Genomic DNA, 25791 nt, shown 5'->3' on the forward strand with positions numbered 1-25791 from the left:
TTCCCCCAGAGGAAAGATGAGTGTCGCACAACGCATTAAGCGATCGTTGAGAGCAACTCGGTTTTGGCAAGAAAATGCCTTTATTTTGCGAGAATTCAACTCTTTTCCTCGAATTGCGATCGCAGCAATTTTGTTTGCCGTCGCATCTGCGACCTTTGAAGGATTTGGGCTGGGATTTCTGCTGGCATTTCTACAAAGTCTGATTAGTCCGAATCTTGAACCGTTCAGAACAGGAATTCACTGGTTTGATCTTTTCATTCTTGGCATCGATCGCAGTGCGACTGAGCGACTCTTGCGGGTATCGAGTTTGATTTTGCTATCAGTTTGGGTTCGGGCTGGGTTTAACTATTTGACTCAGGTTTATACCGAACTGACGCAGCAAACGTTAGTCGATCGATTGCGGAAGCGGATCTTTGAGCAATTGCAAGCGGTGAGTTTAAGCTACTTCAATCAGACTGCTGCAGGTGAATTGATCAATACAATCACTAGCGAAATCGGTCGGCTTAATTATGCTTGTACATTAGTTGCTTTTATCATCACTAAGCTATTAGCCTTGGTACTGTATTTCGTATTGCTGTTTACGATCTCCTGGAAATTCACGATCGTTTCTCTGGTGTTGTTTAGCTTGATTGGAGTTGTATTGTCGCAAGTTAACAGTCGGGTGAGAGCGAGGAGTATTGCTGTTTCCGAAGCGAATGAAGGGTTTACCAGTAGAGCGCTGGAATTTATCACAGGAATTCGGACCGTGCAAGCCTTTGCGACTCAGGGCTATGAGCGTCAACGGTTTTATGCTGCAAGTTCGCAAGTTGTTCGAGCGGGAATGCGATCGGTGCGCCAATCGGCGATCGTGCGTCCTTTAGCAGAAGGACTGGCAACTACGGTACTGATTTTGATGATCATTCTTGCGATCGCGGTTTTTGTGCAAAACGGATCGCTTCAGACTGCATCGCTCCTCACGTTTTTGTTTGTGTTGTTTCGGTTGGTTCCTGTCGTTTACGAAGCGAACTCGACTCGCGTTCAACTCACGGCTGTCACTGGCTCGATTCGGAATCTGCGCGAGCTGCTGCGGCGCGATAACAAGCCCTATTTGCAGGAGGGCGATCGAATTTTTGACGGATTGAATCACTCGATCGAATTTCAGGCGGTCGATTTTGGCTACGATCCGCAGCAGCTTGTGTTGAAGGAAGTCTCGTTGTGCATTGCGAAAGGAAAAACGACTGCGATCGTGGGCGGTTCTGGAGCGGGAAAAACGACGCTGGTCGATTTGATTCCGCGATTTTATGATCCGACGGCTGGCAAGGTTTTATTTGATGGCGAGGATATCCGACGCTTTGCGATTCAGTCGCTGCGGCGCAGAATTGCGATTGTCAGCCAGGATACGTTTATTTTTAATACGTCGGTACGCGAGAACATTGCTTACGGCTTGAATGATGTCAGCGATCAAGAAGTTTGGCAAGTTGCCGAGCAAGCGAATGCTTTGAAGTTCATTCTGGAACTGCCGGAGCAATTTGAAACAGTGTTGGGAGATCGCGGGGTGCGGCTATCTGGCGGACAGCGACAACGGCTAGCGATCGCACGAGCGTTGCTACGCGATCCAGAGATTCTCATTCTCGATGAAGCGACGAGCGCACTAGATTCGGAATCAGAACGGTTGATTCAGCAATCTTTGGAGCGATTATCGCACGGGCGAACGGTGATCACGATCGCGCATCGGCTTTCGACCATTATCAGAGCGGATCAGGTTGTGGTAATGGAGCAGGGGCGGGTGGTTGAGCAGGGGAGTTATCAGGCGTTGTTAGCGCAGCAGGGAAGACTTTGGCACTATCACCGCATTCAGCATGAAGCGTGAGCGATTTAAAGATGAATTTAATTGTGCTGGAGAATCACGTTACCCGTCAGCGTGGGGGGCAAGAATTAAACTTGCTAGAAATTTGTCGCGGCTTGTTTCAACGGGGGCATCGGATTACTTTGCTGTATCTGAAAGCCGGTGATTTACTGCCGCAGTATCAGTCTTTTTGCGATCGCACAATTCAAATTAGCGCTTATGGCTTTGATTGGCGAAGCTTCAGGAGTACGCTGCAATTTTTGCCAGGTTTGATCAAGCTAGGGCAAATGGCGATCGCACCTAATTCGATCATTTTCTGTAACGATTATCACTTCTCATTATTTGCTTCTGCGCTGTCGTTTTTCCATCAATTGCCGTATGTGTGCTATTTACAACTCCCGCCGATTAATTTAAATCGTCAGCGTAAATTTGGATTGCGTCGAGTGGATCGATTTATCGCAGTTTCACAGCAAACAAAGCAAGATTGGGTCACATTTGGGATTGAGCGCGATCGAATTCAAGTAGTTTACAACGGGGTTGATTTAGAGAAGTTCAAGCCTGCTGAAAATTTGGTGCAAATTCGGCAACAATGGCAGGTTTCTGATGATACAAAGATCATCTCTTACATCGGTAGAATTGACCGAGAAAAAGGACTAGAAACGCTAATCAAAGCGGCAGCAATCTTAATCAAGAAAGGAAGAAGAATTAGAGTTTTGATTGCTGGAAATCCTGTTGTGCATTACAGTTTTGCCAGGAAACGTGAGTGCGAAGATGAAGGAATGGACTATCTACGATCGCTCAATCAACTCGTTGAGGCACAAGGAATTTCTCATCAGGTTCAGTTTGTTGGACATCTCGCAAATCCGGTGTCTCTATATCAAGCTAGCGATGTCAACGTTTTACCGAGTGTATGGAGCGAACCTTGTAGTTTAGGCTTGTTTGAATCGTTATCCTGCGGCGTTCCTAAAATTGCCAGTCGGATCGGTGGAAATCCCGAAATTCTTACCGGATTTGCGGATTTCTTGTTTACTCCAGGCGATGAGAACAATTTAGCAAATTGTCTCGATCGAGTTCTGGATTGGCGGGAAAAAGATCCCTCTTTGGAGACAAGATGTCGGCAACACGTTTTAGATTATTTTAGCTACGACAAAATGATTGACGGTATCGAAAAGAACTTGCTTGAACTGCATTGTGTGTGACCTTCGCTTAATTTTTTATGAAAACACTTTTTACGTTTCACTATCCTGCTGATCCTAATGCGGGTGGCCCTGGTGTTACTTGGCGCTTGGGTCAGGAATACGAAAAACTGGGACATCAAACTGAGTTTTATTCACTCGATGATCTGCCGAAACAATTACCGCCGCTATTGAAATTTGTCTTCTTTCCAGAATTTACAACCGCAAAAATTCTACGATCGCTCTCTTCGATCGATGTGATTGATGCTTCGACAGCAGATGCTTGGATTTGGGGGTTGATTCTGCAAAAGTTTCACAAATCGCGTCCGCTACTCGTCTGCCGTTGCCACGGGCTAGAACATATCGAGCACCTGGAATATCTCGAAGAAGCACAGCGCGGAAACCTCAAACTCGAATGGAAATACCTGCTCTATCGCGCCAGTATTCGCCTTTGGGAAGTCGCAACCTCAATGCGACAGTCTGATTTGGTGCTGTTGCTGAATCATCGCGATCGGGATTACGTGGTCGAGAAATTGGGGGTTCATCCCGATCGTGCTCATGTTGTCGCCAATGGGATTCCAGAAGCGATGTTGAATCTGCCGTTTGAGCCAACCCCTTCAGAAAATGAGCTGATCAAAATTGCTCAAGTGAGTAGCTACATCGTTCGTAAAGGCATTCAATACGGCACACCTGCACTCAATGCCATTCTCAAGCGCTATCCGAAAGTAGAAGTGAGTCTATTCGGAACCGAGTGCCCCGCTGAGCAGGTGTATTCTGATTTCGATCCAGAAGTGCGCGATCGGGTGACTGTGATTCCGTATTATGAAAATTACCAACTCCCGGAGCTGCTTAAAGGACATCACATCAAAGTGTTACCGACCATTTCAGAAGGATTCGGGGTGGCGCTGGTAGAAGCCATGGCGTGTGGATTGGCTCCTGTCACTACAACGGCTCCCGGCCCCTTGGAAATTGTGCGCGATGGTGAAACTGGACTGATCGTACCTTGTCGCGATCGTGAAGCCTTTGAGCAAGCGGTTGAAACGCTGATTCTCGATCGTTCCATGCTCGATCGTCTGCGGCAAAATGCTTATCGAGCAGCACAGCGCTACAGTTGGAAAAATATCGCTCAAGACAATCTCAAGCTCTACGATGCCGCTTGGCGAATGCGATCGACATCCTGAATCTCAATTCGGCAAAATTCGCTTCGATGCTGAATCCAGGTCGCCCTAAATTCCCCACAAGCGGGGGACTTCAACCAATAATTCAAAGTCCCTCACTCGTAGGGGATTTAGGGGGCAAGAAGCCGCCCAAACCAGAGCAAACATCTCCTCTTCCTACGTTCCACCTCTACTAGCCCAGACTCACCCCACCGACTTTATGTACAGCACCCAACCCCAACCCAAATCCCCGCAACTCTCTGAACCCTGGCTTCTGATTGGGGGATTGATTGCGTTTACGGTGCTGTGTCTTGCGGTTAACGTTGCCTCAATTCTTAGACTTGCTTTTCCTATCGGAAGTTTAGCAGTGGGAGCGCTGCTATTTTTTCGCTATCCAATGTTCTACATTGGCTTTACCTGGTGGCTTTGGTTTCTCACACCCTTTGTCCGACGACTGATCGATTGGGAAGTTGGATGGCTTGATCCCAATCCAGTTTTACTAGCTCCGTTTCTAGTGTCATTATTATCGACGCTAACATTGCTGATTCAATTGCCCAAAGCAATTCGAGGGAATGGTTTACCGTTTGTCCTATCTACGATCGCAGTGTTATACGGAGCGTTTATTGGACTAATGGAATATCAGATCCAAACGGTGATCGTTGCGCTGTTAAACTGGCTGACTCCGATCGTGTTTGGCTATTACTTATTTTCTCACTGGCGACGATTTCCAGAACTCAAGCGCGTTACAGAGCGAGTATTTCTCTGGGGAACACTGGTGATGGGCGTTTACGGTGTCATTCAGTTCCTAGTTGCGCCTTTGTGGGATCAGTATTGGCTACAAAATCTGATTAACGTTCTGATGATTTATTCATTTGGAACACCGAACCCGTTATCGATTCGAGTCTTTAGCACGATGCACTCTCCACAGCCGTTCGCCGCAACGATGGTGGCGGGTGTCTTATTACTGTTTGCGATTAAGAGTCCGTTGAAGCTTGTATCATCAGGATTCGGATATCTTGCATTGCTGCTAACGTTGGTGAGAACCGCTTGGTTAAGCTGGCTCATCGGATTGATTGTCTATCTCCCATCGTTGAAACCCAGGCTGCAAATGCGACTGATCGTCACGTTGATGCTGATGTCGCTGGCTGTGTTGCCCTTAACGATGGTTGAGCCATTCTCAACGGTGATCAATTCGCGGCTACAAACATTCTTTGCAGGGCAGCAGGATGGCAGCTTTATCGATCGCAGTATCGGTTATACCAATCTTCTCAACGATGCCCTCAGCGAATTTGAAGGGCGCGGGTTAGGATACGTGATTCGAGATTCAAATATTGGGGGAAACGATAGCGGTATTCTTACGTTATTCCTCAATTTAGGCTGGGTTGGCACCATTCCTTATGTTGCAGGAATGGCACTGCTGGTGTTTGGAGCGCTGCAAGTCCGGCAAGCTTCGAGCGATCCATTTGTCGGAGCCTGTCGCGCTATTGTAATTGCGATCGTGTCGCAAATCAGTCTCAATACCGTCATGCTGATTCCGTTTGGCATAGTGCTGTGGGGATTTATGGGGTTAACTGCTGCGGCTCGATTGTATGAAACGCAGCAAGCAGCAAACCCCATTGCGATCGTCCCTAACCTGCCAAAACTTTAGCCGCCGCCGCAATTCCTGCGCCAGGCGTAAAGCCATCGTAGCCAAGTTCTTGCAGAGTTGCTTCGAGCGCAGAAATCGCTGTGAGAATGTCGCGATCGCTAACAAATCCCAGGTGTCCAATGCGGAAAATCTGACCCTTGAGGTGATCTTGTCCGCCTGCCAGCGCAATATCAAACCGTTTCCGCATGATGCTACGAATTTTTTCTGCATCAACTCCGTTCGGCATTACCGCAGTAATCGCCGGACTGCTGCATTCATCTGCTGCAAACAAGGGCATCCCCAGCCCTTGAACCGCCGCACGGGTAGCTTGCCGATGCCGTTCATGTCGCGCAAAGATGTTTTCTAATCCTTCTGCCTGCATCATTCTCAATGCGGCTTGCATTGCGTAGAACAAGTTAATCGCAGGGGTGAATGGAGTGGTATCTTTGGCACTCGACTTGCGATATTTGCCCAAATCCAAATAGTAGCGGGGAAGTTTTGCCGTTTTGTACGCTTCCCAAGCTTTTGGACTCACAGCAACAAAGCCTAATCCGGGTGGAATCATATAGCCTTTTTGCGATCCGGATGCAACCACATCTAAACCCCATTCATCGACAGGAACGCTGGTTGCTCCTAAGCTCGTCACCGTATCAACAATGATTAACGCTTCGCCGTGGGCTTTAACGTGGCGATTGATCGCTTCGAGATCGTTGATCACTCCGGTCGAGGTTTCGCTGTGCGTGATAATCACCGCTTTGATTTGCTTATCGCGATCGCTCTCCAACTTCTCGCGAAACACTTCGGGGTCAAGCGGTTTACCCCATTCTGCCGTGACGCGCTCGGTTTGCAGTCCATAAGCATCGGTGACTTCTGCCCAGCGCTCTCCAAACTTACCGTTTGATCCGACTAACACGCGATCGCCCGGACTGAGAAAGTTAATAATTCCGGCTTCCATTGCGCCTGTCCCACTGGCAGCCAGGATGAGTAAATCATTTTGCGTTTGGTGCAGCCATTTGAGATTTTGGGTGACTTCTGCCACAATTTTGCCAAAATCACCGCTCCGGTGTCCGATCGGATGTTTTGCCATTGCCGATAAGACCTGCTCCGGCACCGGAGTTGGTCCCGGAATCATGAGCATCAGCTTGTCGTCCATGTTGGGTTCCCTTAGAAAGCTAGAACAATTTGTGCATGATCCAGGATTACACAGATGGTTGAGAATGCGGAATTTGACGCGTTGAATTTAATGTCAGCAAACCTGCAAAAACAACTTGCAAGTCGTAGTCATTATGAGTATGATATAGAGGTTGGATGAAGAGAAGATGCATGAGAGTTCAAGAAATCCCAATCAATCAGATTCGCCGCCCGTTATTTCGGCAGAACGATCAAGAGAAGGTTAAAGATCTCATGGCTTCAATTTCGGAGATTGGACTCCAAGAGCCGATCGACGTTTTAGAAGTGGATGGACAGTATTACGGATTTTCGGGCTGTCATCGCTACGAAGCCTGTAGCCGACTGGGACACGAAACGATTTTGTGTAATGTGCGACGCGCACCCAGAGCCGTTCTTAAGCAACATTTAGCTTAATTTTCAGGTTGGCTGCGGGATAATAGCCAGCAAGACGGTTTGGACTACTCACTCTTTTTTAGAAATTTAGTAGGAGAAGACTATGGTTAGTCAAGTTGCCATTGGCATCGAGGATAACAAGCGTCAAGAAATTGCAGAAGGCTTGTCGCGTTTACTAGCAGATACTTACACGCTGTATTTGAAAACGCACAATTTCCATTGGAATGTCACAGGCCCAATGTTTCAAACGTTGCACACGATGTTTGAGACACAATACACTGAGCTTGCTTTAGCAGTGGATTCGATCGCAGAACGCATCCGAGCACTGGGCTACCCGGCTCCAGGAACTTACAACGAATATGCGAAGCTAAGTTCGATCGCCGAAACGCCGGGAGTTCCAAAAGCAGAAGAAATGATCAAGCTCCTAGTCGAAGGACAAGAAGCAGTGGTGAGAACGGCGCGATCGTTGTTCCCCTTAGTGGATGAAGCCAACGACGAGCCGACTGCCGATCTACTGACTCAACGGATGCAGATTCATGAGAAGACGGCTTGGATGCTGCGGAGCTTGTTGGAATCGTAGGATTTTCAGTCATAAAGCTTGAGAGAACCGCCGGAGTATATCCGGCGGTTTTTTATAGCACTAAATGATGCTCCATTGCGAACCGTACCAATTCAGCCCGATTGCTCGTGTCTGTTTTTCTTAGCAAACTACTGACATGCTTCTCCACGGTGCGCGAACTCAGATGCAACCGATCGCCAATCTGATTATTCGATAATCCATCGCTCAGCAGCGTCAAAACCTCTTGTTCGCGATCGGTAAAAGCAATGTTGATATCTGGTTTTTCCCGCTCTGCTTCTGCGGCTACTTCAAACTCTTGCCGCGATCGCCAACTGGATTCGATCATTTGGCTGCGATCAAGGAGATTCCGCACGACTGCACCCAATTCTGGAAGCTCAAACGGTTTTGCAAGATAAACATCACAGCCAAGCTGATACCCCCGTACCCGCTCGTCGGTATCCGTGCGTCCGGTGAGAAATACGATCGGTAACAAACGCAGCGCCGGTCGTCGCCGCACTTGGCGCACAAATTCATACCCATCCATCAGCGGCATCGAAACATCGGTCACGATCAAATGCGGCTGATGCGTTTCGAGCAGGGCGATCGCATCTTTACCGTTTTCTGCTGAGACCACAGAATAACCAGAACATTCGAGATAGTCGCAAATCGAGAGGCGGGTTCCTAAATCATCTTCTGCAACAAGAATTGTGAGCGGCATGAAACACAGGGGAAAGAGAATTAGATGCCAGTTATGAGTGGCATATTCAAGCTTAAATAAAATTCACTAAGCATGGCTAGAAGAATGAATTTTTTGTAATTGGTGAGCCATATTCATATCGTAGGGGATTGGTCGGCGCATTGGGCGATAATCTCGATCGATAGGAGTGCTATGTCTTAACACGGCGTTCACCAACACACAGGCTGAGCCGCTGAGATTAATGGCTCCATGCGGTACTCCCGGCGGAATTTTTACCACCTGCGGCTTCATTTCGCTTAACGGAATGTATTGATACCTACGATTTTGTAATACAACCAGAATAAAACTGCCGCGCACGACTAGCAGTTGATCGGTCTGAGTGCGATGAACGAACAGATCGTCGATCGTCTGAGCCGGAATATTCACCAGCATGGTTTCATGGCTCGATTGCGGCGTGTAAAACTCCGCCATGCCGCCCTTGATGGATTCAAGTGGGAAAATTTCAACCTGTGTCTTTAACCCCATACCGACCTCCCAGATTCGCTTTCTCCCCAATCTAATTGAGGCAAAATTAAACTTTTGTACCTGTTATCACAAAAGTTCACGCTTTATGGTATGTCGCTTTTTTCGGGATGAATTCGATCGATAAGATTGACATTTGAGCGGTAGCACATTAATACTAATATAGTACGAAGGTACTAAAGATTCACTTGCCCCAGGAGCCGCGATGACAGAACTGAAATCAGAAAGCCAGTCAACCCGGATCACTCAGACTCAGCCAGGCACAAAACGGCAGCTTGCGAAACCGATCGCTGATCCCCTGAGCGCGAGTGAATCGAACCCGGAGTCCACTGCAAGCAGTGATGAGTCTACCACTGATGCGACCTCTCCGAAAAAACGCCGCACCACGAAAACTGAAAAAGCACCAACTGCAAAAGCTGCTAGCACAAAAATCTCCGCATCCAAGCGCCAAGCGACTCATAAAGCAGCGAATCAAGCTGCTTCCACGCGAGTAAAGCTCACCTGGGAAGCGTCCCCCTCACTCGAAGCTGTGCTGGCTCAATTTAACGAGCAACTGAACGCCACTTGGATTGCGATCGACGAGCTTAAGTCCACGGTCGAACATATGCAGGCACAAGAGCGCACCCGCTCTGCTCATCCAGCGCCGCCTCAATCTAGCTCTGTGCGCTTGCCGCTTGAACCCGCTCCCGTTCGCGCTCCACAATCTACTCGCAGACCGCCTCAAACCGAGATTCCGCCCTTTCGTCCGACGAGTGGGAATCCCATTCATCCCACTCGTATCCGTCGCCGCAAGCCTCTATACCGCCTGTTGCAGCGCTGCCTCAAACTACCCGAACAGAATGCTGCACTTGCGATCGATGCTGCCGTTTGGATATTAGCAGCAGCAGGGCTGCGAATTGGGCTGAAATACTGGGTTGCAGCAATGCCATTTCTCAACATTCCAGTGATTGTGTTGATGTGTATTCCGGCATTGTTAGCCGCTTACGCCGCTTTCTTTATTCCTCAAGCCAATCGGATTGGGATTTACCGACTGTTGCTGGTGACTTTGGGATTGTTCGTCGGAGGCAAACTATGACTGAAAAAATTACCTCTAACCAAGGGTTAGCAGGGGTTGCAGGTATCTTAGCGTTGGGCATCTTCTTTCAAGCGATGGGACTCCCTTCATTTGGAAGCAAAGATGCAGGGCTAGACTGTCAAGGATCAGTACGATCGCAGCAAACCGTTTCTGAAGACCAGATTGCAAAGCTGATCACGCTGAAAAACGGAGACCCGAAAGATGCAGTCCGCAAAGCCTTAAAAGAGCCTTACTGCACCCTTCCTGCACTCTCGCTCCGGACTGGAACACGGACTGAGCGTGAAGCCTATCGAGTAGCATCTGATGCGCTAGAACGATCGACTTCTCAAACGTTTATTGTGGTCTCGTATGAAGGGAATCAATATCTGGGATATAAGTTCTGGGTTCGTTAAGGCTGGATTGATTCTGCTTTTAATGTCTAGCTGTTCTGCTTCCCCCCACAGTCAGAACCTGATTTCAGAACCCAAGCTCTATCAAAGCTGGCAACTCAAGCCGGGAGATGAGATTGCAGGCGCAAAAGTGACGGGCGGACTCGGAGATATTTCGATCGCTCTGAACGGTCAGTCGGTGTATGCTCCCTCAGACGGAGATGCGTACATCGACAAACGCGGCTGTGTGTACTTTGCAGGTGCAGATACACCCGCCTATTTGTTCCGCCTGTGTGGATTAGATCGTCCGAAGCTTGGAACCCTGAAAGCTGGAGACGCGATCGCCACCGGAACCATTCTGCAATTTGCCACCTTACTCAAGCAAGCCGACGAAAGCTGGGCACTCGTCGAACCCGATAAAAGCTTACTGCAACGAACTCTAAAGCCACGATGAAAAAACTTGCTTCTTTGATGGTCAGCCTCATCGTCTTGACGCTGAGCGGAATGCGATCGGCGCAAGCTCAAGGACTGCTCACCTTTAGTCCGCCCACCTCTAAAGCAAATTCAGTCACTTCTCAATCTAAAATCACACCATCTGTCACTGGAACCAGCCCGAAGAAATCCGCCGCGATCGGCTTTCAAGCTCCTGCTCGTCCTGCTCAATCTCCTGAAACTGAAGGAGTAAAGCGCCCGAAAGCATTACCTCAAGCCAGCGTTGTAACCAATAATGCTCTGCTAGACGTGTGTAGGAATTGTGGCAATGATCAAAATGGTCAATCCGCCGCTCAATCGGACGATCGCTTAGTTGCAGTTGCACCCGATGAACTGTTTGAAGGTGGTTCAGACTCCCTGGTTGCTAAGGCAGTCGGAAGCGCGGAAGGAACTCGTACTCCCGATGGCAGCAAAACCTGGGCGTACAAGGGACACGTCGATCCAGGTAACGGGGTGTGGAACGTGGGCAGCTTCTCTTATCAACATGGCGCGGATTCTCCCGATGATGCCGATCGTCGTCAACTTGCCCGCCTGCGGAATCAGTATGCTGCGATCGAGCGGCATGCCATTTCTGCGGGACTGCGGCTTGGACTCGAAGAACAGCTAAATGGCATTGATTTGGCAAACCAAGCGCCGCTCGCAGCACTCGAAGAAGGTGGATATGTCGATCGTCTCCGGCAAGCCTATACAGAGGGTTTACGCGGCTCGGAAGCAGTTCTTCACGCTCGTACCTACTCGTATCTTGATCCTCGGACGAATCAATGGGATGCTCCTGGTCTTGGCAACAATTACTACAGCATCAAGCGCGATCAAGCGCGACGGCAAGATGCGATTTACCAGGCAATTCAAAGTCATCAGCAAATGGCACGATCGCTCAAACGTAGCGATGATATCCGAGTCAGCCGAAATAACTAAGGTTGTGATAGATGGTCTTAGGGATAGGAGGTGAATTGTTAAATTAAAGGTAGAAGACCACACAACGCTGAAATCTAGAGGCAAACTGAAAGTAATCGCCCAATCTTCACTACACCAGGGGTAAGGTTATGACTGAAGCAAAAGAAGGCATTACGATCGAACAACGCCTCACCAAACTTGTTGATCAAGCGCGTGATGCTTGCGGTACGAATGGAACGATGTCGGATGAATGTGCAACCGCTTGGGATGCAGTCGAAGAAGTTCAAGCTGAAATCTCGCACCGTCGATCGGATGGAAAAGGGTCATTAGCTGCTTATTGCGACGATAATCCTGATGCGGCTGAATGTCGCATTTACGATGTTTAATTTGACGTTTAATTTGACAGCGCGTAAGCTACAGAGTTTTTAGTTTTGAGCGGATAGCTGCCCCCAAATTTCTCGGTAAGAAGCTTTGAGACCAACAGATTGGATCGGTGTCAAAGCTTCTTGCTTTAGGAATTTGAGGGGCTTTCTGTGTTTACCAGTTTCGCAGCTTGGTTTTAAAAAAGTTAGCCCTCCGCTTCTGAGTAGCGGAGGGCTAACTTTAAGTCGCTAGACTAAACGCGATTCAATTAGAGACCACCGACCGCGATCGCGCCTGCAAGAGCCGATGCGCCTGCCGAGATTAACGCGGTTCCAAACAGCCACCAAGCTGCTGTTTCTGCCGCTTTGCGGGTTTCTTCGGCTTGCTTTTTGGCTTGTCGCTTGACTTCTTCAAGCCGATGTTGGGTTTCGGTTTGAATCCGTTCTGCACGTCGCAGAACTGAAGTTCTCGCGTGTTCCACTTGATCGACAATTCGGTTTGCTTCAGCTTCCGAGATGTCCTCGCGGGATGAGAGCAGCGCTACAACCGTCTCGCGGTTAAAGCTACCTAAACGATCGCGCAACGCATCAAAGCCCGCTTGCGGATCATGGAACAGCGTCCGCAGGTCAGTCCGAATGCCTTCATAGTTCAGCTCCGGGCGATCCAGCGAATTCAAGTAATTGCGAATGCGATCGAGAATGCCGTCGATTACGCCTTGAATCCGGTTCTGGATCGCTTGGATCTGTGCCATGAACTGTTCACGCACCGAAAGCACTTGATCAACCACGCGGTTCGCTTCTTCCTCGGTCATGTCGTTTCGTTGAGCTAGAAGCGCCACGATCGTCGAGCGATCCATGTGGGATAAGCGATCGCCGAAGCTACCAAATCCAGCTTTTGGATCGCGCAGTAGCAATTGTAGATCGCGCTTGATGCCGTCGGGATTGAGTTCTTCTTTCTGCGTATTCCGCAGGTAGTTCTCAAGTGCCGATTGGAAGTTGAGCACCCGCTGTTGGGTTCTCGATGCCAAGCGACGCGGCGATCGCGCCACACTCCGAATGGATGACAGCACTTGATCGACCATCTGATTGGCTTGCGCTTCCGTCAGATCGGGACGTTGTGCTAACAGTTTGACGATCGTGTCGCGATCGACTTGCGACAGTCTTCTTCTCAAGCGAGAACCGCCTGTTTTCGGATCGCTCAGCAACGCATTTAGATCGCTCTTGATGCCATCCGGATCAAGTTCAGAGAGATGCGTGTTGCGGAGATAGCGTTCGATCGTGCTGATGACGTAATCGATTTGATCTTGCGCTTTGTGAACGGCGATTTGCGGCGCGTGCATCACCGTGTTTCGCACATCTTCAAGCTGGCTGATGATCCGATCGGCTTCTTCCGGCGCGAGGTCTTGACGCTGCGATAGCAATTGAACGAGCGTATCGCGATCGAACTGGCTCAGGCGTGCCCGCAGTGCAGAAGATCCAGCTTGCGGATCGTCAAGCAACAAGCGGAAATCGCGCTTAATGCCTTCGGGGTCGAGTTCGGATTTGTTGGTGTTTCGCAGATAAGATTCGACTCTGAGCCGCAGGGCTTCGGCTTCAGAACGAACGCGGTTTTGCGCTTCTTGAGCTGAATTGAGGACACGATCGCGCGTGCTTTCAAAGCGACTAATAATGCGATCGGACTCTTCCGGCGTGAGATCCTGACGCTGCGATAACAACTGCGTCAGGGTATCGCGATCGAAATGGCTCAGGCGATTCTTCAGCGCGTCGTAGCCTGCTTCGGGGTCTTCGAGCAGCAGCGACACTTCCCGCTCGATCGCGTCGGGGTCGAGTTCATCTTTGTGGGTCGATCGCAAGTAGTTCTCAACGCGACTGCGAAGATCGGTCGTTTCGTGATGGTCTTCAGCCGTTTGAACTTGGCTGAGAGTCGCTGCCCGAATTGTTTCAAGCTGATCGGCAATCTCAGCAACTCGTGCTGCCGGTAAATCTCCACGCTGAGTTAAGAGATTGACGAAATCGCTGCGATTTAATCGTTCGAGTTCGCGTCTCACCGCACCCGGATCGGCTTCCGGATCGTGAAGCAATTCGCGGAATTCGTTGTCTAAGGTTTCCCGATTGAAGTGCCAGGAATAGGTATTTAGCAGATAGTTCTCCACATCGGCTTTAATCGGACTAAAGCCTGACGAAACCTGGCTCGTGGCTTTTTGTGCGCCCGACATCACTTTGTCGCGAGCCGATTGAATCTGTCCGATAATCTTTTCGACATCGAGATCCTTCAGGTCTGTCCGTCCCATCACGGTTCCCATCAGAGTTGAGAAACCGAATTGCATCGCTCGATCGACAAGGCTCGCTTGGTCTTGTTTTCCACCTTGCTGCGCCAAGGACGAGAACGCATCGCGCATTCCCGACATTTGATCTTGCTGCGTGTTTTGCAACGTCTGACCTTGACGGCGCAGTTCTTCGGTGAGCTGATCCAAACGACGATTGAGATCGTTCATGTTGACTTGTCCGGATTGAACGGTCTTCAGATATTCCACCAACTCTTGCGTCGGATCTTTGCGCTGATGTCGTCCGATCGTATCTTTCCAAACTGCATCAAGCTGATCGATCAAACGGTTTGCATCTTGTTTCGATAAATCCGTGCGATCGCTAATCAATTTCGCAAACGTATTGCGATCTATATGGCGCAGCCGATCCATCACCTCGACCGCAGAGCCACTACCCATCACGCTTTGCAGTTCTGGATCATTCACCAACGTTTCGAGTTCACGCCGCACCCGACCAAAATCTAATTGTGCAGGACGAAGCCGTTCGATGTAGTCTTCGAGAGAATCCCGAATATTGGCAGGATCGATCGCCGAACCCAATTCTCGCCGGACTGCTGCGGCTGCCGCTTCTGCGGTCGAGACGACTTGCTGATTAACGGCTCTTGCTCCGAGTGCAGCCGTTGCCGTTCCGACGATCGATTGGAATCCAGCCGTTGCAGTATTGACCACTGAACCGACCAGCGATCCCACTGTCGTAGAACTCACCCAAACAAGCAGGGTGAAGTATGCCGCCCAGATCACTAGACCGACGATCGCACCCAGCGCTGCGGTCGTTAATAAACTGAGTTTCACCGCCAGCAAGCAAGCGATAAACAGCGAAATAGTGACGGTGATTAGTGTCCAGAGACCGACAGCAGTACCGATTTTGCGAATCGTGCCGCCACCACCACTAGAGTGCGAATGATGCGAATCATGATCATCCGAAGAATGTCCGAGGTAAGAAATTCCGGCAGCAACGGATAAATTCGTAAACAGTAATTGGAATGCAAATGCTAATACAATTCCCGAAATTAGAGCAACAAAAAATCGAGGGCCTGAAAATACCAAAGCCGCTTGCTCCGGTGTTGTGACTCCTCGATCGATTGGAACTTGTGCCAGGATCTGACCGAGTTCCCAAGTTAAATTTGTGACTTGACTCATAGAAATTCCCTCATCAGACTTCGCCCAACACAAGAGATGTGTCAGTGAGGCTGCAATTTTGAACTACCTTTGATGTCAGAATCGCTGAGGCGAGAGCGGATAAGCATCTTTCTCAAGTGATAGACCCCTCAACTGAAAGGAGTAAATCAACTGTTTTAGCTTGGGGATCAGTCGATAGGAGGTGTTTACTTGGATGGAACGATGGCAGCTACGACGAGATCGAGTCCCACCGCTCTTGATGCTTTAAATAGAAGTCGATCGCCCGATCGAATCAATTCATTCAACCGCGATATTACTTCTGTATGCGTTGTGAAAGTCTCGGACGGAACGGGAGAAGCCGCGATCGCCATGGCTTGCGCTTCATCCGGGTCAGCCAGAATCAACAATTGATCAAGCTGCAAATTTCTCACTTGTTCACCGACTTGCTGATGGTACTGAACCGACCAGTCACCAAGTTCTTTCATCGTGCCAAGCACAGCAATTCTACGATCGCCCTCAGTCTGAGCTAACAGCTTTAGAGATGCCAGCATCGACTCTAAACCTGCGTTGTAGCTTTCATCGAGAATCACCACATCGTTGGGTAATTCGTAGCGTTTCGCTCTGCCACTGGGCAATTCAACTTCGACCCCTGCGGTTAGCCTTGCAGCATCGAGATTGAGAGTTTGCACAACGGCTAAAGCGGCTAAGAAGTTCAGCGCGTTATGTTCACCGGGGAGCGGTAATACAAACTTCAACTCACCGACCTGTAACGTTTCTGCATCAATGAGTTGTCCTTGTAAATCACCCCCCTGCAGTCCGTAGGTGATGGTTTGACCTTGCCAAACTTTCTCAGCCGTTTCGAGCAATAAAGCATTATCGTGATTCAGAATTGCAATGGCATCTTTGGGCATTTCTGCCAGCAGTTCACATTTCGCTTGAGCGATCGCTGCTCTCGATCCCAATCTTCCAATATGTGCGGTTCCTACATTCGTAATCACGCTAACATCCGGCTCTGCAATTTGTGATAACAATGCGATTTCCCCAGGCGCTCTCATTCCCATCTCAATCACAGCAAAATCGTGATCTGAAGTTAATTCTAGGAGTGTCTTCGGAACACCGATTTCATTGTTGTAATTTGCTTGCGTTTTGTGGACTTTGCCGTATTTCAATAAAACCGCTGCAATTAATTCCTTTGTTGTAGTCTTCCCGACTGATCCAGTAATTGCAATCACCGGGATTTTAAACTGTTTCCGCCACCAATGCCCGATCGTTTGATACGCCTGCAAGGTATCCGAAACCACGAGAACAGGTAAATCACCCGCTTCAAATTGAGCATCCACGATCGCCGCGACCGCACCTTGCTCGATTGCAGTCTTTACAAAATCATGCCCGTCAAACTTCTCACCCCGCAAGGCTAGAAAAATCTCACCCGATTGGATCGATCGCGAATCGGTTGTCAGACCGATCGCAGTTGCATCCGGTAAATTTTGAGCTGATGCTCCGAGGAGTGAAACCAGTTGATCTAGGGTTGCGTGAAACGACATGAGCAGTTGCGGGAGTCAGTAAGGTTTTGAGTGTACCGCTATCGGGGGTGCAAAAACTGCGATCGTGCCAATCCCACAAAATTTGAAAAAATTTGTCACGAAATTGCGATTTATCTGCTATTGTAGTTAAGGCTTAGGCGGATGTGGCGGAATTGGTATACGCGCACGCTTGAGGTGCGTGTGGCATTGCCTTGCGAGTTCGAGTCTCGCCATCCGCATGAAGTTGGAAGGGAGAAGTTTATCACTTCTCCCTTTTATTTTTGCAATGAAAACCAAATGCCGAGGAGACTGGTACAGACAGTAGAGATTTGATGATCGTCTCCGTCTAACTTCCCAGGGACAGGGGCAATCCGAGATTCTGCAATTCTCGAAGTTAATCAATCTAAAATACAATCTTGACAAGATTTAATGATTGTAAATAAATGTTTCAATAAGTCACTCTATTCATGTCACTAAAGGTGTAGTTCGCTACGCTTTAGGATAGATGAAGGAGGAACAAATCAATGGTCACTGTGCCCGACAGCATTAGCTTAATCGACTTATCGAGAATTTGGATTCAGAAAGCGTTAGAAGAGATTACAGCCGAAAACGAGCCAGTTGAACAACCGATCGAAACCGAAGAGGAAGAATAATCCCTCACCCAAGTTTTTTAAAAAATGGTCTAGTCCTGTAGATTTCCAAAGCTGAAGCAGTTTTGCAGATTTACCGAGCTAGACCATTCGTTTTAGGAATTCGATCGTCCCCGCGACAACAGATGATCGATCGAGAAATTTCCGCCGCCCCCGACAGTAAACAAAAGATAAATCAGCATATACAGCGAAGCTGTTTCTACAGGCCCAACGTCTAATCCTGTTTTTTTCAGATGGAAATAAACCGCGATTAGCATTGTGAACGTTAAGGACAACGCACTGATTCGCGTGAAGAATCCGAAAATTAACAAAATTGAAGCAACAATTTCCGTATACGCTGCACAATAGGTGAAAAATAATGGAAACGGGAAGCCAATCACGCTCATGACATTATCAACAAAGCCTTGAACATCAGCTAATTTACTAAAGCCATTGTGAATCATTAATACACCCACCAAAACGCGCACTCCTAACCAAACCGCTTGAAACGCTGGATTGGGGCTAAGGTCGGACTGCAAAATCGTTGAAAGGGGCGATCGCCCAGACGGAGTAACGGTCATTTGTTAGCTTCTCAAAAATGGTACTGGTTGCATCTTACCGAACCCAGATCAAAAATCGAAGCTTTACGTTACTGGAATCGTTACATAACTCAATCGTCTAAACGGCTGTCTACCCCAAGACTATTGTAAGCTTAAAAACATAAGCCTAAAAAAGAAGCCTTTAGGTAGACGATCGCTCGATTCTCCCACTGTTACTGTTAACAAAACAACTTACATACCACCCATTCAAGCAAGGACAAAATCTATGTCACACTTTAGTACACTCCGCAGTAAAATCACCGATGCAGAATTGCTTAAAGTTTCGTTGCGCGATCTGGGTTTCACAGTAGAAACCAACGCTGAAGTTCGGGGAATGGGCTGTCAGCGCGTTCACGCAGATATCGTCGCTGTTTTAGATGGTAGCTATGACATCGGCTGGGTACATAACGAAGATGGCACGTACAGCATTGTTGCAGACTTGTGGGGTGTCGCAAGAAAGCACAACCTTGCAGAACTGATGACCTCGGTGAACCAAAAGTATGCGGTACAGCAAACCCTTAGCGCGGTTGCAAAACGCCCTGGTTTGCAGAATGCAAACATTCAAGTGAAGGTTCGCGGCTAATTGCACGATCGCTAAATCTCATAAATCCTTTACAGAGTCCTTGCTGCACCCTGTAAAGGATTTGTTTTATTTGGCGGCTCCGCTTAAAACTGCATTGCCATCTTGGAAGTTAATATCTTTTACGGTCAAGCTGCGTAGCTTCAGTTCGAGGTTGAGTTGGTCTTGCACTTTTTGAGGAGACACCCCTAAGCGGTTCGCCACTTCAGTGATCGTAAAGCTCATGTTTCCCACCTGAATTTTGGCGTTTTGATCGAAGTGTAACTTGCCGTTTTGGATCTCAGGCTTGCCCTCTATTCCGATGTAAACTTTGCGATCGCTCATCGGAATCTTTTCGGTAATTTGCGTTAACAATGCCTGATGTTGCGATCCGATTCCGCTATTCTGTAGCTCTTTAATATCCACAACCGCTCCAGTTTTTAGCTGGTCATTTTTCACTGAAGTTTGAAACCCTTTCACTGAATTGGGTAAACCTTTACCGCCACTTTTCTCAGTGATTTTGGTGACAAGTAAATCGTTTAATTCTTGAGAACTCAGTGCAACCTGAACAGGCTTAGAGGGCTGAGGCTCCGGGAAATTGGGCGTAATATTTGTACTGGCAGGCTGCGGATTGGTTTGAATTTGAGCGGCAATTTTTCTTTCGATCGCAGCACCGGATTCTTGAATTTGAGTATAAGTTCGAGGGCTAGACTGTTCCTCAGCGTACCAGTCTGGTAGTTGGGTGAACTGTCGCCAAAAATAATAACCACCGGATACTGCTGCCACTGCAATTCCTGTTAATGACAAAAGTAGAATCTTTGATCTTTTCACAGCTACCTCAAATCAACCTTTACATTCCTTGACGATAATTTAGTCCGTTTATTCAGGTTAGGCAAACTCTAGCGCATCCGTTGTGTACGGCAAACACCCCAACGACTGAGCGTTCATTCGCTAAAATGAAAAAAATTACTGGGCTGGATTCATGATTCCTACCGTTATTGAAACTTCCGGACGGGGCGAACGCGCCTTTGACATTTACTCCCGACTGTTGCGGGAACGAATCGTGTTCCTCGGTAGCGCGATCGATTCGGATGTTGCCAACCTCGTCGTTGCGCAACTACTGTTCCTCGAAGCCGAAGATCCGGACAAAGATATCTATCTCTACATCAATTCCCCCGGCGGTTCGGTTTCCGCGGGAATGGGTATCTATGACACGATTAAGCAAATTCGCCCGCAGGTGTCTACAATTTGCGTCGGGTTTGCTGCCAGCATGGGTGCATTCTTGCTCAGCGCTGGAACTAAAGGAAAACGCATGAGCTTACCCCACTCGCGGATTATGATTCACCAGCCGCTAGGGGGCGCACAAGGACAAGCGACCGATATCGAAATTCAAGCGAGAGAAATTCTGTATCTCAAGCAGCGACTCAATTCGTATCTGGCAGATCACACCGGACAACCGCTCGATCGGATTGAACAAGATACTGAGCGCGATTTCTTCATGTCGGCTGAAGAAGCAAAAGACTATGGATTGGTTGATCAAGTGATCGATCGTCGTCCGTCTGCGGCTCGTCCTGCGGTTGTGCAGTAGTTTAGCCGTTCGCTCTTAAGAAACATGCCCACCGAATTCGATTCGGTGGGCATGTTTGCTATTTCGCCGTTTTTTCTAGCATTAACTTCGATCGCTTCACCGTTTCAGGAATTGCGATTGGGTAATCTCCAGTAAAACAAGCCGAGCAGAATTCACCCGGATTTTCTCTAGTTGAATCTAGCATTCCTTCCCAACTGAGATATTGCAGCGAATCTACCTCAATCTGCTTTGCAATTTCCTCGATTGATTTTGTCGCTGCAATTAAGTGATCCTGACTGTCAGTATCAATGCCGTAGAAACAAGGATGCGTCACCGGAGGCGAAGAAATCCGCATATGAACTTCGATTGCGCCTGCATCGCGCAGTGCTCTCACGATCTTGCGGCTCGTCGTTCCACGCACGATCGAGTCATCCACAATAATCACACGCTTTCCAGCGAGTACATCTTTAAGCGGGTTAAGCTTCATCCGAATTCCCGCTTCTCGCATTCCTTGAGTCGGTTGAATGAAAGTACGACCGACATAGCGATTTTTGATCAAGCCTTCGGCATAAGGAATGCCCGAAGTTTGAGAAAACCCGATTGCAGCCGGAACGCCCGAATCTGGCACCGCAATCACGATATCTGCATCCACTGTCGATTCTTTCGCAAGCTGCCGTCCGATTCGCAGCCGATAGCTGTACAGCGTTTCATCGTGCATCATGCTATCAGGACGCGCGAAATAAATCATCTCAAAAATGCACAGTTTGCGAGCGGGTTGTTCTGCCCAGAAAATCGACTCGATGCCGTCTTTGGTAATCCACACCAGTTCACCCGGCTGAATGTCTCGAACGTAATCGGCTCCAATGATATCGAGTCCACAAGTTTCTGAGGCTAAAACATAGCGCAAAGGTGCAGCGTGCGATTCCTGCGCCAAAGTGCCCAAAACGAGCGGACGAACCCCATTCGGGTCACGGGTCCCAATCATGCCGTCCGGAGTGCCGATCGCGAGACTAAACGCACCCTGACACCGCTTAAACGCCGCGATCGCGCCATTGACCCAATCGTTCCCTCGATTGACTTCTTCTGCGATCGCAAGCGCGATCGCTTCAGAATCCGTTGTTGTCGCAAAATCGTGATTCGTTTCAGCTAATGCTTCACGGAGTTCACGAGTATTCACCAAGTTTCCGTTATGTGCTAACGCCAGCGTTCCTAAACGTGATTTTGCTAACGCAGGTTGAGCATTCACCACCCGACTCGATCCGGTCGTCGAATAGCGAGTATGACCGATCGCTAAATCTCCGGGTAGCTCTTTGAGCTTTGCTTCATTAAAGACTTGTGCCACCAAACCCATGTCTTTATGAAGGTGAACATAATCTCCTTCAAACGTGGCAATTCCCGCAGATTCTTGACCTCGATGCTGTAGGGCAAACAGTCCAAAATAAGCCAGATTAGCTACAGGTTCTCCCGGTGCGTAAACTCCAAACACCCCGCAGGCTTCTTCTGGTTTGTCAGGACGATGCTCAGCAGGATCTACAGAAAACTTGTCGTCAGGCAGCATAAGCTTGGTTTTGCGTAGTTAGACAGCAATCAGAACGTTGAGAACACGGGTCTTGTTGAACACAGAGTCTTAACATTCCCTTAATATCGCACACAACGGCAGAGCTATTCCGTTAGCCCCTTCTCGATCGCACTCGACCAACCTGTGAACAACTCTGCGATCGTAGCGTCGATTACATGAAATTGGGAGACCGAAATCTTTAGGGATTCCCCGCCGACGGTTCCCAATTTTTGCCAACGATCGCCGAGCTCCGCAGATAGAGTTGCCTCCCATTCTGCAACCGATTCCGGTTTCACAGAAACAATGATCCGCGCTCCGCCTTCTGCAAAGAGAACTTCGTCCATTCGCGCCGCACTATTTGGAATTTGGATCTCTGCCCCAAGCTGATGCCCGAAACAACATTCAGAAAGCGCGATCGCGACTCCCCCTTCTGCACTATCATGCGCCGATTGAATAACACCGCTGCGAATTCCCGATCGACAAACCGCTTGGACTTTGCGTTCTAGTTCAAAGTCAACGATCGGCGGTTTTCCTGCCACAGTTTGATGCACTGTTGCCAGGTATTCTGATGCGCCCAAGGTTAAGGACGAATCCGACATCGGCAATCCTAAGAGGTAAATTACGTCTCCGCTTTGTTTCCAGCTTTGTCCGACGATGCGATCGAGCTGCGGAATAAATCCAACCATGCCCACAACCGGAGTCGGATAAATCGGCTCTGGCTTGCCTTCAGAATCTAGGGTTTCGTTATAAAGCGAGACGTTTCCGCCCGTTACCGGAGTCGAAAATTCTCGGCAGGCTTCGGACAGTCCGCGACACGCCTCAGAAAGTTGCCAATAGCCGATCGGCTTTTCTGGACTGCCAAAGTTTAAGTTATCGGTAATCGCAACCGGATCGGCACCGACACAGCTTAGATTCCGGGCGGCTTCTGCGACAGCGGCTTTTGCACCTTCATAGGGATGCAGGTACACATAACGAGGATTGCAATCAACCGTTGCGGCAACCCCTTTGCTTAATGAAGCTGAATCAGGAATGACAGAGGCGCTCTGAGCATCAGCAAGTGGACGAACTCTCACGACTGCCGCATCTGCACCACCGGGAAGCAATACTGTATTGTTCTGGACTTGATGATCATATTGGCGATAGACCCAGCGTTTTGAGGCGATCGTCGGTGTATTCAACAAAGTTGCTAAAATCTCATTCCAGTTCCGATTAGCAATCCCGTTTTCATCACAGTTCGGTAAACTTTCGGCTGTCCATGCCCAAGCTTTTTGAGCATATTCGGGGGGTTCGCTGATCAGTTCACGATGATAAATCGGAGTGTTATCTGCTAAAGCGGTTGCGGGGATTTCAGCCGCGATCGCGCCTTGGAAGAGAATTCTCACGATCTCTTCTTCGATCACTTTCCCGGCAACAGTCGCATGAAGTCCCCACTTCTCAAAAATATCAATCAGTTCCTGTTCGCGTCCCTTTTCTGCCACAAACAGCATTCGCTCCTGTGATTCCGAAAGTAAATACTCATACGGAACCATCCCCGTTTCCCGCACTGGAATTAAATCCAAATCGAGTTCGATTCCGACTCCACCTTTTGCTGCCATTTCTGAAGTTGAACAGGTAATGCCTGCTGCGCCCATATCCTGGGCTGCAACGACTGCACCTGTTTTAAATGCTTCTAAACAAGCTTCGATCAAAGATTTTTCTAAGAACGGATCACCCACTTGCACCGCCGGACGATCGTCGATCGATTGATCGCTCAATTCCGCACTAGCAAAACTCGCACCGCCCATACCATCGCGTCCTGTGGTCGAGCCAACATACAGCACCGGATTTCCCAATCCTTTTGCGCCTGACTTCACGATTTCGGTCGTTTCCATCAATCCCAATGCCATCACATTCACCAAGGGATTGCCGGAATAAGCGCGATCGAAATACACTTCACCACCAACAGTGGGAACACCCACGCAATTTCCATAATGTGAGATTCCAGCCACAACGCCGTTTACAATCCGACGAGTCCGGGCATCATCGAGCGTTCCAAATCGCAGAGAATTGAGTAGCGCGATCGGTCGTGCCCCCATCGTAAAAATATCGCGCAAAATTCCGCCCACTCCGGTTGCTGCACCTTGAAACGGTTCTACAGCAGAAGGGTGATTGTGCGACTCGATCTTAAACGCTAATCGCAAGCCATCGCCCAAATCAATCACGCCTGCATTCTCACCAGGGCCAACTAAAATGCGATCGCCCTCAGTCGGAAACTGCTTTAACAAAGGTCGCGAATTTTTATAGCAGCAATGCTCCGACCACATCACACCGAACATTCCCAGTTCAGCCTTGTTTGGATGGCGACCTAAGCGGCGCACAATCTCCTCGTACTCTTCAGGCTTGATCCCTTCAGAAGCAATTTCGGTCTCAGAGAATGGTGCAGATGACAGGACAGACATAAACCCTAGCCCGGATAGAACAGGCACTTATTCTATCGAACAAAGCTCCGGGTTTAACGATCGATCCAATGTTTCTCACAGCAGCGATCATTCAAGCATTCTAGACTAAGCATTTCGATTTTTAACGCAGGTGAACCGCCTCTGAAGCAGGTGTGTTACATTTCTACTCATGACAAGGGGAAGAAAAATTCAAGCCACCGCAGAACTCGAAGTCCGGTTACTGCGAGAAGGGATCACAGAGTCGGTTCATCACGCTCAAGCGGTCATTTGCGACGATCGCGGACGGTTGCTGCTGTGTGCAGGTAATCCTGAAACTGCCACATTTGCGCGATCCGTACTCAAGCCATTTCAAGCAATTGCAGTCACCGCATCTGGAACGCTAGAGCGGTTTAATTTGACCGATCGAGATCTGGCGATTATTTGCAGTTCGCACAAAGGAACGATCGAGCAAGTTCGCCAAGTCTTTAACATCTTGTGGCGAGCTGATGTTGATCCGACTGCGCTACAGTGCCCGACTCCCGAAGGCAAACAAAGTCCGCTGCAATACAACTGCTCTGGCAAACACGCTGGAATGCTAGCAGTTTCTCAGCAGCTTGGATATCCGATCAATAACTATCTGCACTACAATCATCCGGTTCAGCAGTTGATTCTAAGTAAGCTCGCAGAGTTTCTGAAAAATCCGGCTGAAGAGTTTATTCCGGCTCGTGATGACTGTGGCGCACCCACGTATTTTATGCAGCTTCGACAGTTGGCTTGGCTTTATGCTCAGCTTGCATCGGGTGCAAATTTGGACATGGAGCGGATTCTCAGAGCCATGACGCATCATCCCACGATGGTGGCGGGCGATGGCGAATTTGATACCGAACTGATGCGACTGACCCAAGGCGAACTCGTGAGCAAATCCGGCGCAGAAGGCGTTCAGTGTATTGGTCGAGTCGGTGAAGGCATGGGGCTTGCGATCAAAGTGATGGACGGGGCAAAACGAGCCAAGTACGCGATCGCGATTCACGTGCTGCGCCAAATGGGTTGGATTACGCCATCGATCGCAGAAAACCTGTCAGAAACCTACATCAACCTCGGACGCTACAAGCGCTTAGAAGTCGCAGGCGATCTCTCAATGCTTTAGTTCTGAATGCTTTAGTGCAGTGGGAACCTTACA

24 protein-coding genes and 1 tRNA gene are annotated in these 25791 nt (G+C 48.8%); 16 read left to right on the forward strand and 9 right to left on the reverse strand.

Going from position 1 to position 25791, the window contains the following annotated elements; all coding sequences use genetic code 11:
* Nucleotides 1-16 precede the first annotated feature (16 nt).
* From hepA to NC981_RS01155, 4 genes are all read left to right on the forward strand, one after another.
* On the forward strand, nucleotides 17-1849 hold the full coding sequence (gene hepA, locus NC981_RS01140) for a heterocyst formation ABC transporter subunit HepA (RefSeq protein ID WP_348241193.1): 1833 nt from the start codon (nucleotides 17-19) through the stop codon (nucleotides 1847-1849).
* The gene (locus NC981_RS01145) at nucleotides 1846-3024 is read left to right on the forward strand and encodes a glycosyltransferase family 4 protein (protein WP_348241194.1); all 1179 of its coding nucleotides are present in this window, start codon (nucleotides 1846-1848) and stop codon (nucleotides 3022-3024) included. The genes hepA and NC981_RS01145 overlap by 4 nt, the downstream gene beginning before the upstream one ends.
* Nucleotides 3025-3041: 17 nt before the next feature.
* Nucleotides 3042-4181, forward strand: coding sequence for a glycosyltransferase family 4 protein (locus tag NC981_RS01150; protein ID WP_348241195.1), 1140 nt, complete (start codon nucleotides 3042-3044; stop codon nucleotides 4179-4181).
* Nucleotides 4182-4377: 196 nt separating this feature from the next.
* Nucleotides 4378-5805 (forward strand): O-antigen ligase domain-containing protein, encoded by a 1428-nt coding sequence (locus NC981_RS01155; protein WP_348241196.1) that lies wholly within the window; start codon nucleotides 4378-4380, stop codon nucleotides 5803-5805.
* Here the strand turns inward: NC981_RS01155 and NC981_RS01160 are convergent.
* A complete protein-coding gene (locus NC981_RS01160; RefSeq protein ID WP_348241197.1) occupies nucleotides 5786-6937 on the reverse strand; it encodes an alanine--glyoxylate aminotransferase family protein in 1152 nt (383 codons plus the stop codon). The genes NC981_RS01155 and NC981_RS01160 overlap by 20 nt on opposite strands.
* Nucleotides 6938-7107: 170 nt before the next feature.
* On the opposite strand from NC981_RS01160, the gene NC981_RS01165 reads away from it, so the two are divergent.
* The gene (locus NC981_RS01165; RefSeq protein ID WP_348241198.1) at nucleotides 7108-7368 is read left to right on the forward strand and encodes a sulfiredoxin; all 261 of its coding nucleotides are present in this window, start codon (nucleotides 7108-7110) and stop codon (nucleotides 7366-7368) included.
* An 82-nt stretch (nucleotides 7369-7450) separates the two neighbouring features.
* Nucleotides 7451-7927: a Dps family protein gene (locus NC981_RS01170; RefSeq protein WP_190376057.1), complete on the forward strand. Its 477-nt coding sequence runs from the start codon at nucleotides 7451-7453 to the stop codon at nucleotides 7925-7927.
* A gap of 52 nt (nucleotides 7928-7979) precedes the next feature.
* On the opposite strand, the gene NC981_RS01175 is transcribed toward NC981_RS01170, so the two are convergent.
* Entirely contained in the window at nucleotides 7980-8624 is a 645-nt protein-coding gene (locus NC981_RS01175; RefSeq protein WP_190376058.1) for a response regulator transcription factor, read from the reverse strand.
* 66 nt (nucleotides 8625-8690) lie between these two features.
* On the reverse strand, nucleotides 8691-9128 hold the full coding sequence (locus NC981_RS01180; RefSeq protein ID WP_348241199.1) for a dTDP-4-dehydrorhamnose 3,5-epimerase: 438 nt from the start codon (nucleotides 9126-9128) through the stop codon (nucleotides 8691-8693).
* Between the two features lie 202 nt (nucleotides 9129-9330).
* Here NC981_RS01180 and NC981_RS01185 point away from each other — a divergent pair, with 202 nt between their 5' ends.
* The 5 genes from NC981_RS01185 to NC981_RS01205 all read left to right on the forward strand — a co-directional run bounded on the left by NC981_RS01185 (nucleotide 9331) and on the right by NC981_RS01205 (nucleotide 12340).
* Nucleotides 9331-10200 (forward strand): hypothetical protein, encoded by an 870-nt coding sequence (locus NC981_RS01185; protein WP_348241200.1) that lies wholly within the window; start codon nucleotides 9331-9333, stop codon nucleotides 10198-10200.
* Nucleotides 10197-10592 carry a hypothetical protein gene (locus NC981_RS01190; RefSeq protein WP_348241201.1) on the forward strand — a complete coding sequence of 132 codons (396 nt, stop codon included), beginning with the start codon at nucleotides 10197-10199 and terminating at the stop codon, nucleotides 10590-10592. The genes NC981_RS01185 and NC981_RS01190 overlap by 4 nt, the downstream gene beginning before the upstream one ends.
* A 22-nt stretch (nucleotides 10593-10614) precedes the next feature.
* The gene (locus tag NC981_RS01195) at nucleotides 10615-11022 is read left to right on the forward strand and encodes a hypothetical protein (RefSeq protein ID WP_348241202.1); all 408 of its coding nucleotides are present in this window, start codon (nucleotides 10615-10617) and stop codon (nucleotides 11020-11022) included.
* Complete coding sequence (locus tag NC981_RS01200; protein ID WP_348241203.1) at nucleotides 11019-11975, forward strand: hypothetical protein; 957 nt, start codon at nucleotides 11019-11021, stop codon at nucleotides 11973-11975. Before NC981_RS01195 ends, NC981_RS01200 begins: the two co-directional genes overlap by 4 nt.
* Before the next feature lie 128 nt (nucleotides 11976-12103).
* Nucleotides 12104-12340, forward strand: coding sequence for a Calvin cycle protein CP12 (locus tag NC981_RS01205; RefSeq protein WP_348241204.1), 237 nt, complete (start codon nucleotides 12104-12106; stop codon nucleotides 12338-12340).
* A 245-nt stretch (nucleotides 12341-12585) separates the two neighbouring features.
* Here NC981_RS01205 and NC981_RS01210 read toward each other — a convergent pair whose 3' ends face one another.
* Nucleotides 12586-15780 carry an MFS transporter gene (locus NC981_RS01210; protein ID WP_348241205.1) on the reverse strand — a complete coding sequence of 1065 codons (3195 nt, stop codon included), beginning with the start codon at nucleotides 15778-15780 and terminating at the stop codon, nucleotides 12586-12588.
* A gap of 185 nt (nucleotides 15781-15965) precedes the next feature.
* Nucleotides 15966-17303, reverse strand: a complete 1338-nt coding sequence (gene murF / locus NC981_RS01215) for a UDP-N-acetylmuramoyl-tripeptide--D-alanyl-D-alanine ligase (protein ID WP_348241206.1) — start codon at nucleotides 17301-17303, stop codon at nucleotides 15966-15968.
* A gap of 137 nt (nucleotides 17304-17440) precedes the next feature.
* Between murF and NC981_RS01220 the strand changes: the two genes are divergently transcribed.
* A tRNA-Leu gene (locus NC981_RS01220) sits at nucleotides 17441-17521 on the forward strand.
* Between the two features lie 285 nt (nucleotides 17522-17806).
* On the forward strand, nucleotides 17807-17935 hold the full coding sequence (locus NC981_RS01225) for a hypothetical protein (RefSeq protein ID WP_277881337.1): 129 nt from the start codon (nucleotides 17807-17809) through the stop codon (nucleotides 17933-17935).
* Between the two features lie 92 nt (nucleotides 17936-18027).
* On the opposite strand, the gene NC981_RS01230 is transcribed toward NC981_RS01225, so the two are convergent.
* A complete protein-coding gene (locus NC981_RS01230) occupies nucleotides 18028-18492 on the reverse strand; it encodes a DoxX family protein (protein ID WP_348241207.1) in 465 nt (154 codons plus the stop codon).
* A 244-nt stretch (nucleotides 18493-18736) separates the two neighbouring features.
* Between NC981_RS01230 and NC981_RS01235 the strand changes: the two genes are divergently transcribed.
* A complete protein-coding gene (locus NC981_RS01235; RefSeq protein WP_190376067.1) occupies nucleotides 18737-19093 on the forward strand; it encodes a DUF1257 domain-containing protein in 357 nt (118 codons plus the stop codon).
* A gap of 66 nt (nucleotides 19094-19159) precedes the next feature.
* On the opposite strand, the gene NC981_RS01240 is transcribed toward NC981_RS01235, so the two are convergent.
* Nucleotides 19160-19855 (reverse strand): hypothetical protein, encoded by a 696-nt coding sequence (locus NC981_RS01240; RefSeq protein ID WP_348241208.1) that lies wholly within the window; start codon nucleotides 19853-19855, stop codon nucleotides 19160-19162.
* Nucleotides 19856-20051: 196 nt separating this feature from the next.
* Here NC981_RS01240 and clpP point away from each other — a divergent pair, with 196 nt between their 5' ends.
* On the forward strand, nucleotides 20052-20657 hold the full coding sequence (clpP, locus tag NC981_RS01245) for an ATP-dependent Clp endopeptidase proteolytic subunit ClpP (protein ID WP_348241209.1): 606 nt from the start codon (nucleotides 20052-20054) through the stop codon (nucleotides 20655-20657).
* A 58-nt stretch (nucleotides 20658-20715) separates the two neighbouring features.
* Here clpP and purF read toward each other — a convergent pair whose 3' ends face one another.
* Both purF and purL read right to left on the reverse strand, forming a co-directional pair.
* A complete protein-coding gene (gene purF, locus NC981_RS01250) occupies nucleotides 20716-22194 on the reverse strand; it encodes an amidophosphoribosyltransferase (RefSeq protein WP_348241210.1) in 1479 nt (492 codons plus the stop codon).
* Nucleotides 22195-22298: 104 nt separating this feature from the next.
* Nucleotides 22299-24632 (reverse strand): phosphoribosylformylglycinamidine synthase subunit PurL, encoded by a 2334-nt coding sequence (gene purL, locus NC981_RS01255; RefSeq protein WP_348241211.1) that lies wholly within the window; start codon nucleotides 24630-24632, stop codon nucleotides 22299-22301.
* A gap of 169 nt (nucleotides 24633-24801) precedes the next feature.
* Here purL and NC981_RS01260 point away from each other — a divergent pair, with 169 nt between their 5' ends.
* A complete protein-coding gene (locus tag NC981_RS01260; RefSeq protein ID WP_190376071.1) occupies nucleotides 24802-25758 on the forward strand; it encodes an asparaginase in 957 nt (318 codons plus the stop codon).
* The last annotated feature ends 33 nt before the right edge of the window (nucleotides 25759-25791 follow it).

The sequence above is a fragment of the Leptolyngbya sp. DQ-M1 genome, from assembly GCF_039962505.1.
Classification (GTDB): domain Bacteria; phylum Cyanobacteriota; class Cyanobacteriia; order Leptolyngbyales; family Leptolyngbyaceae; genus Leptolyngbya.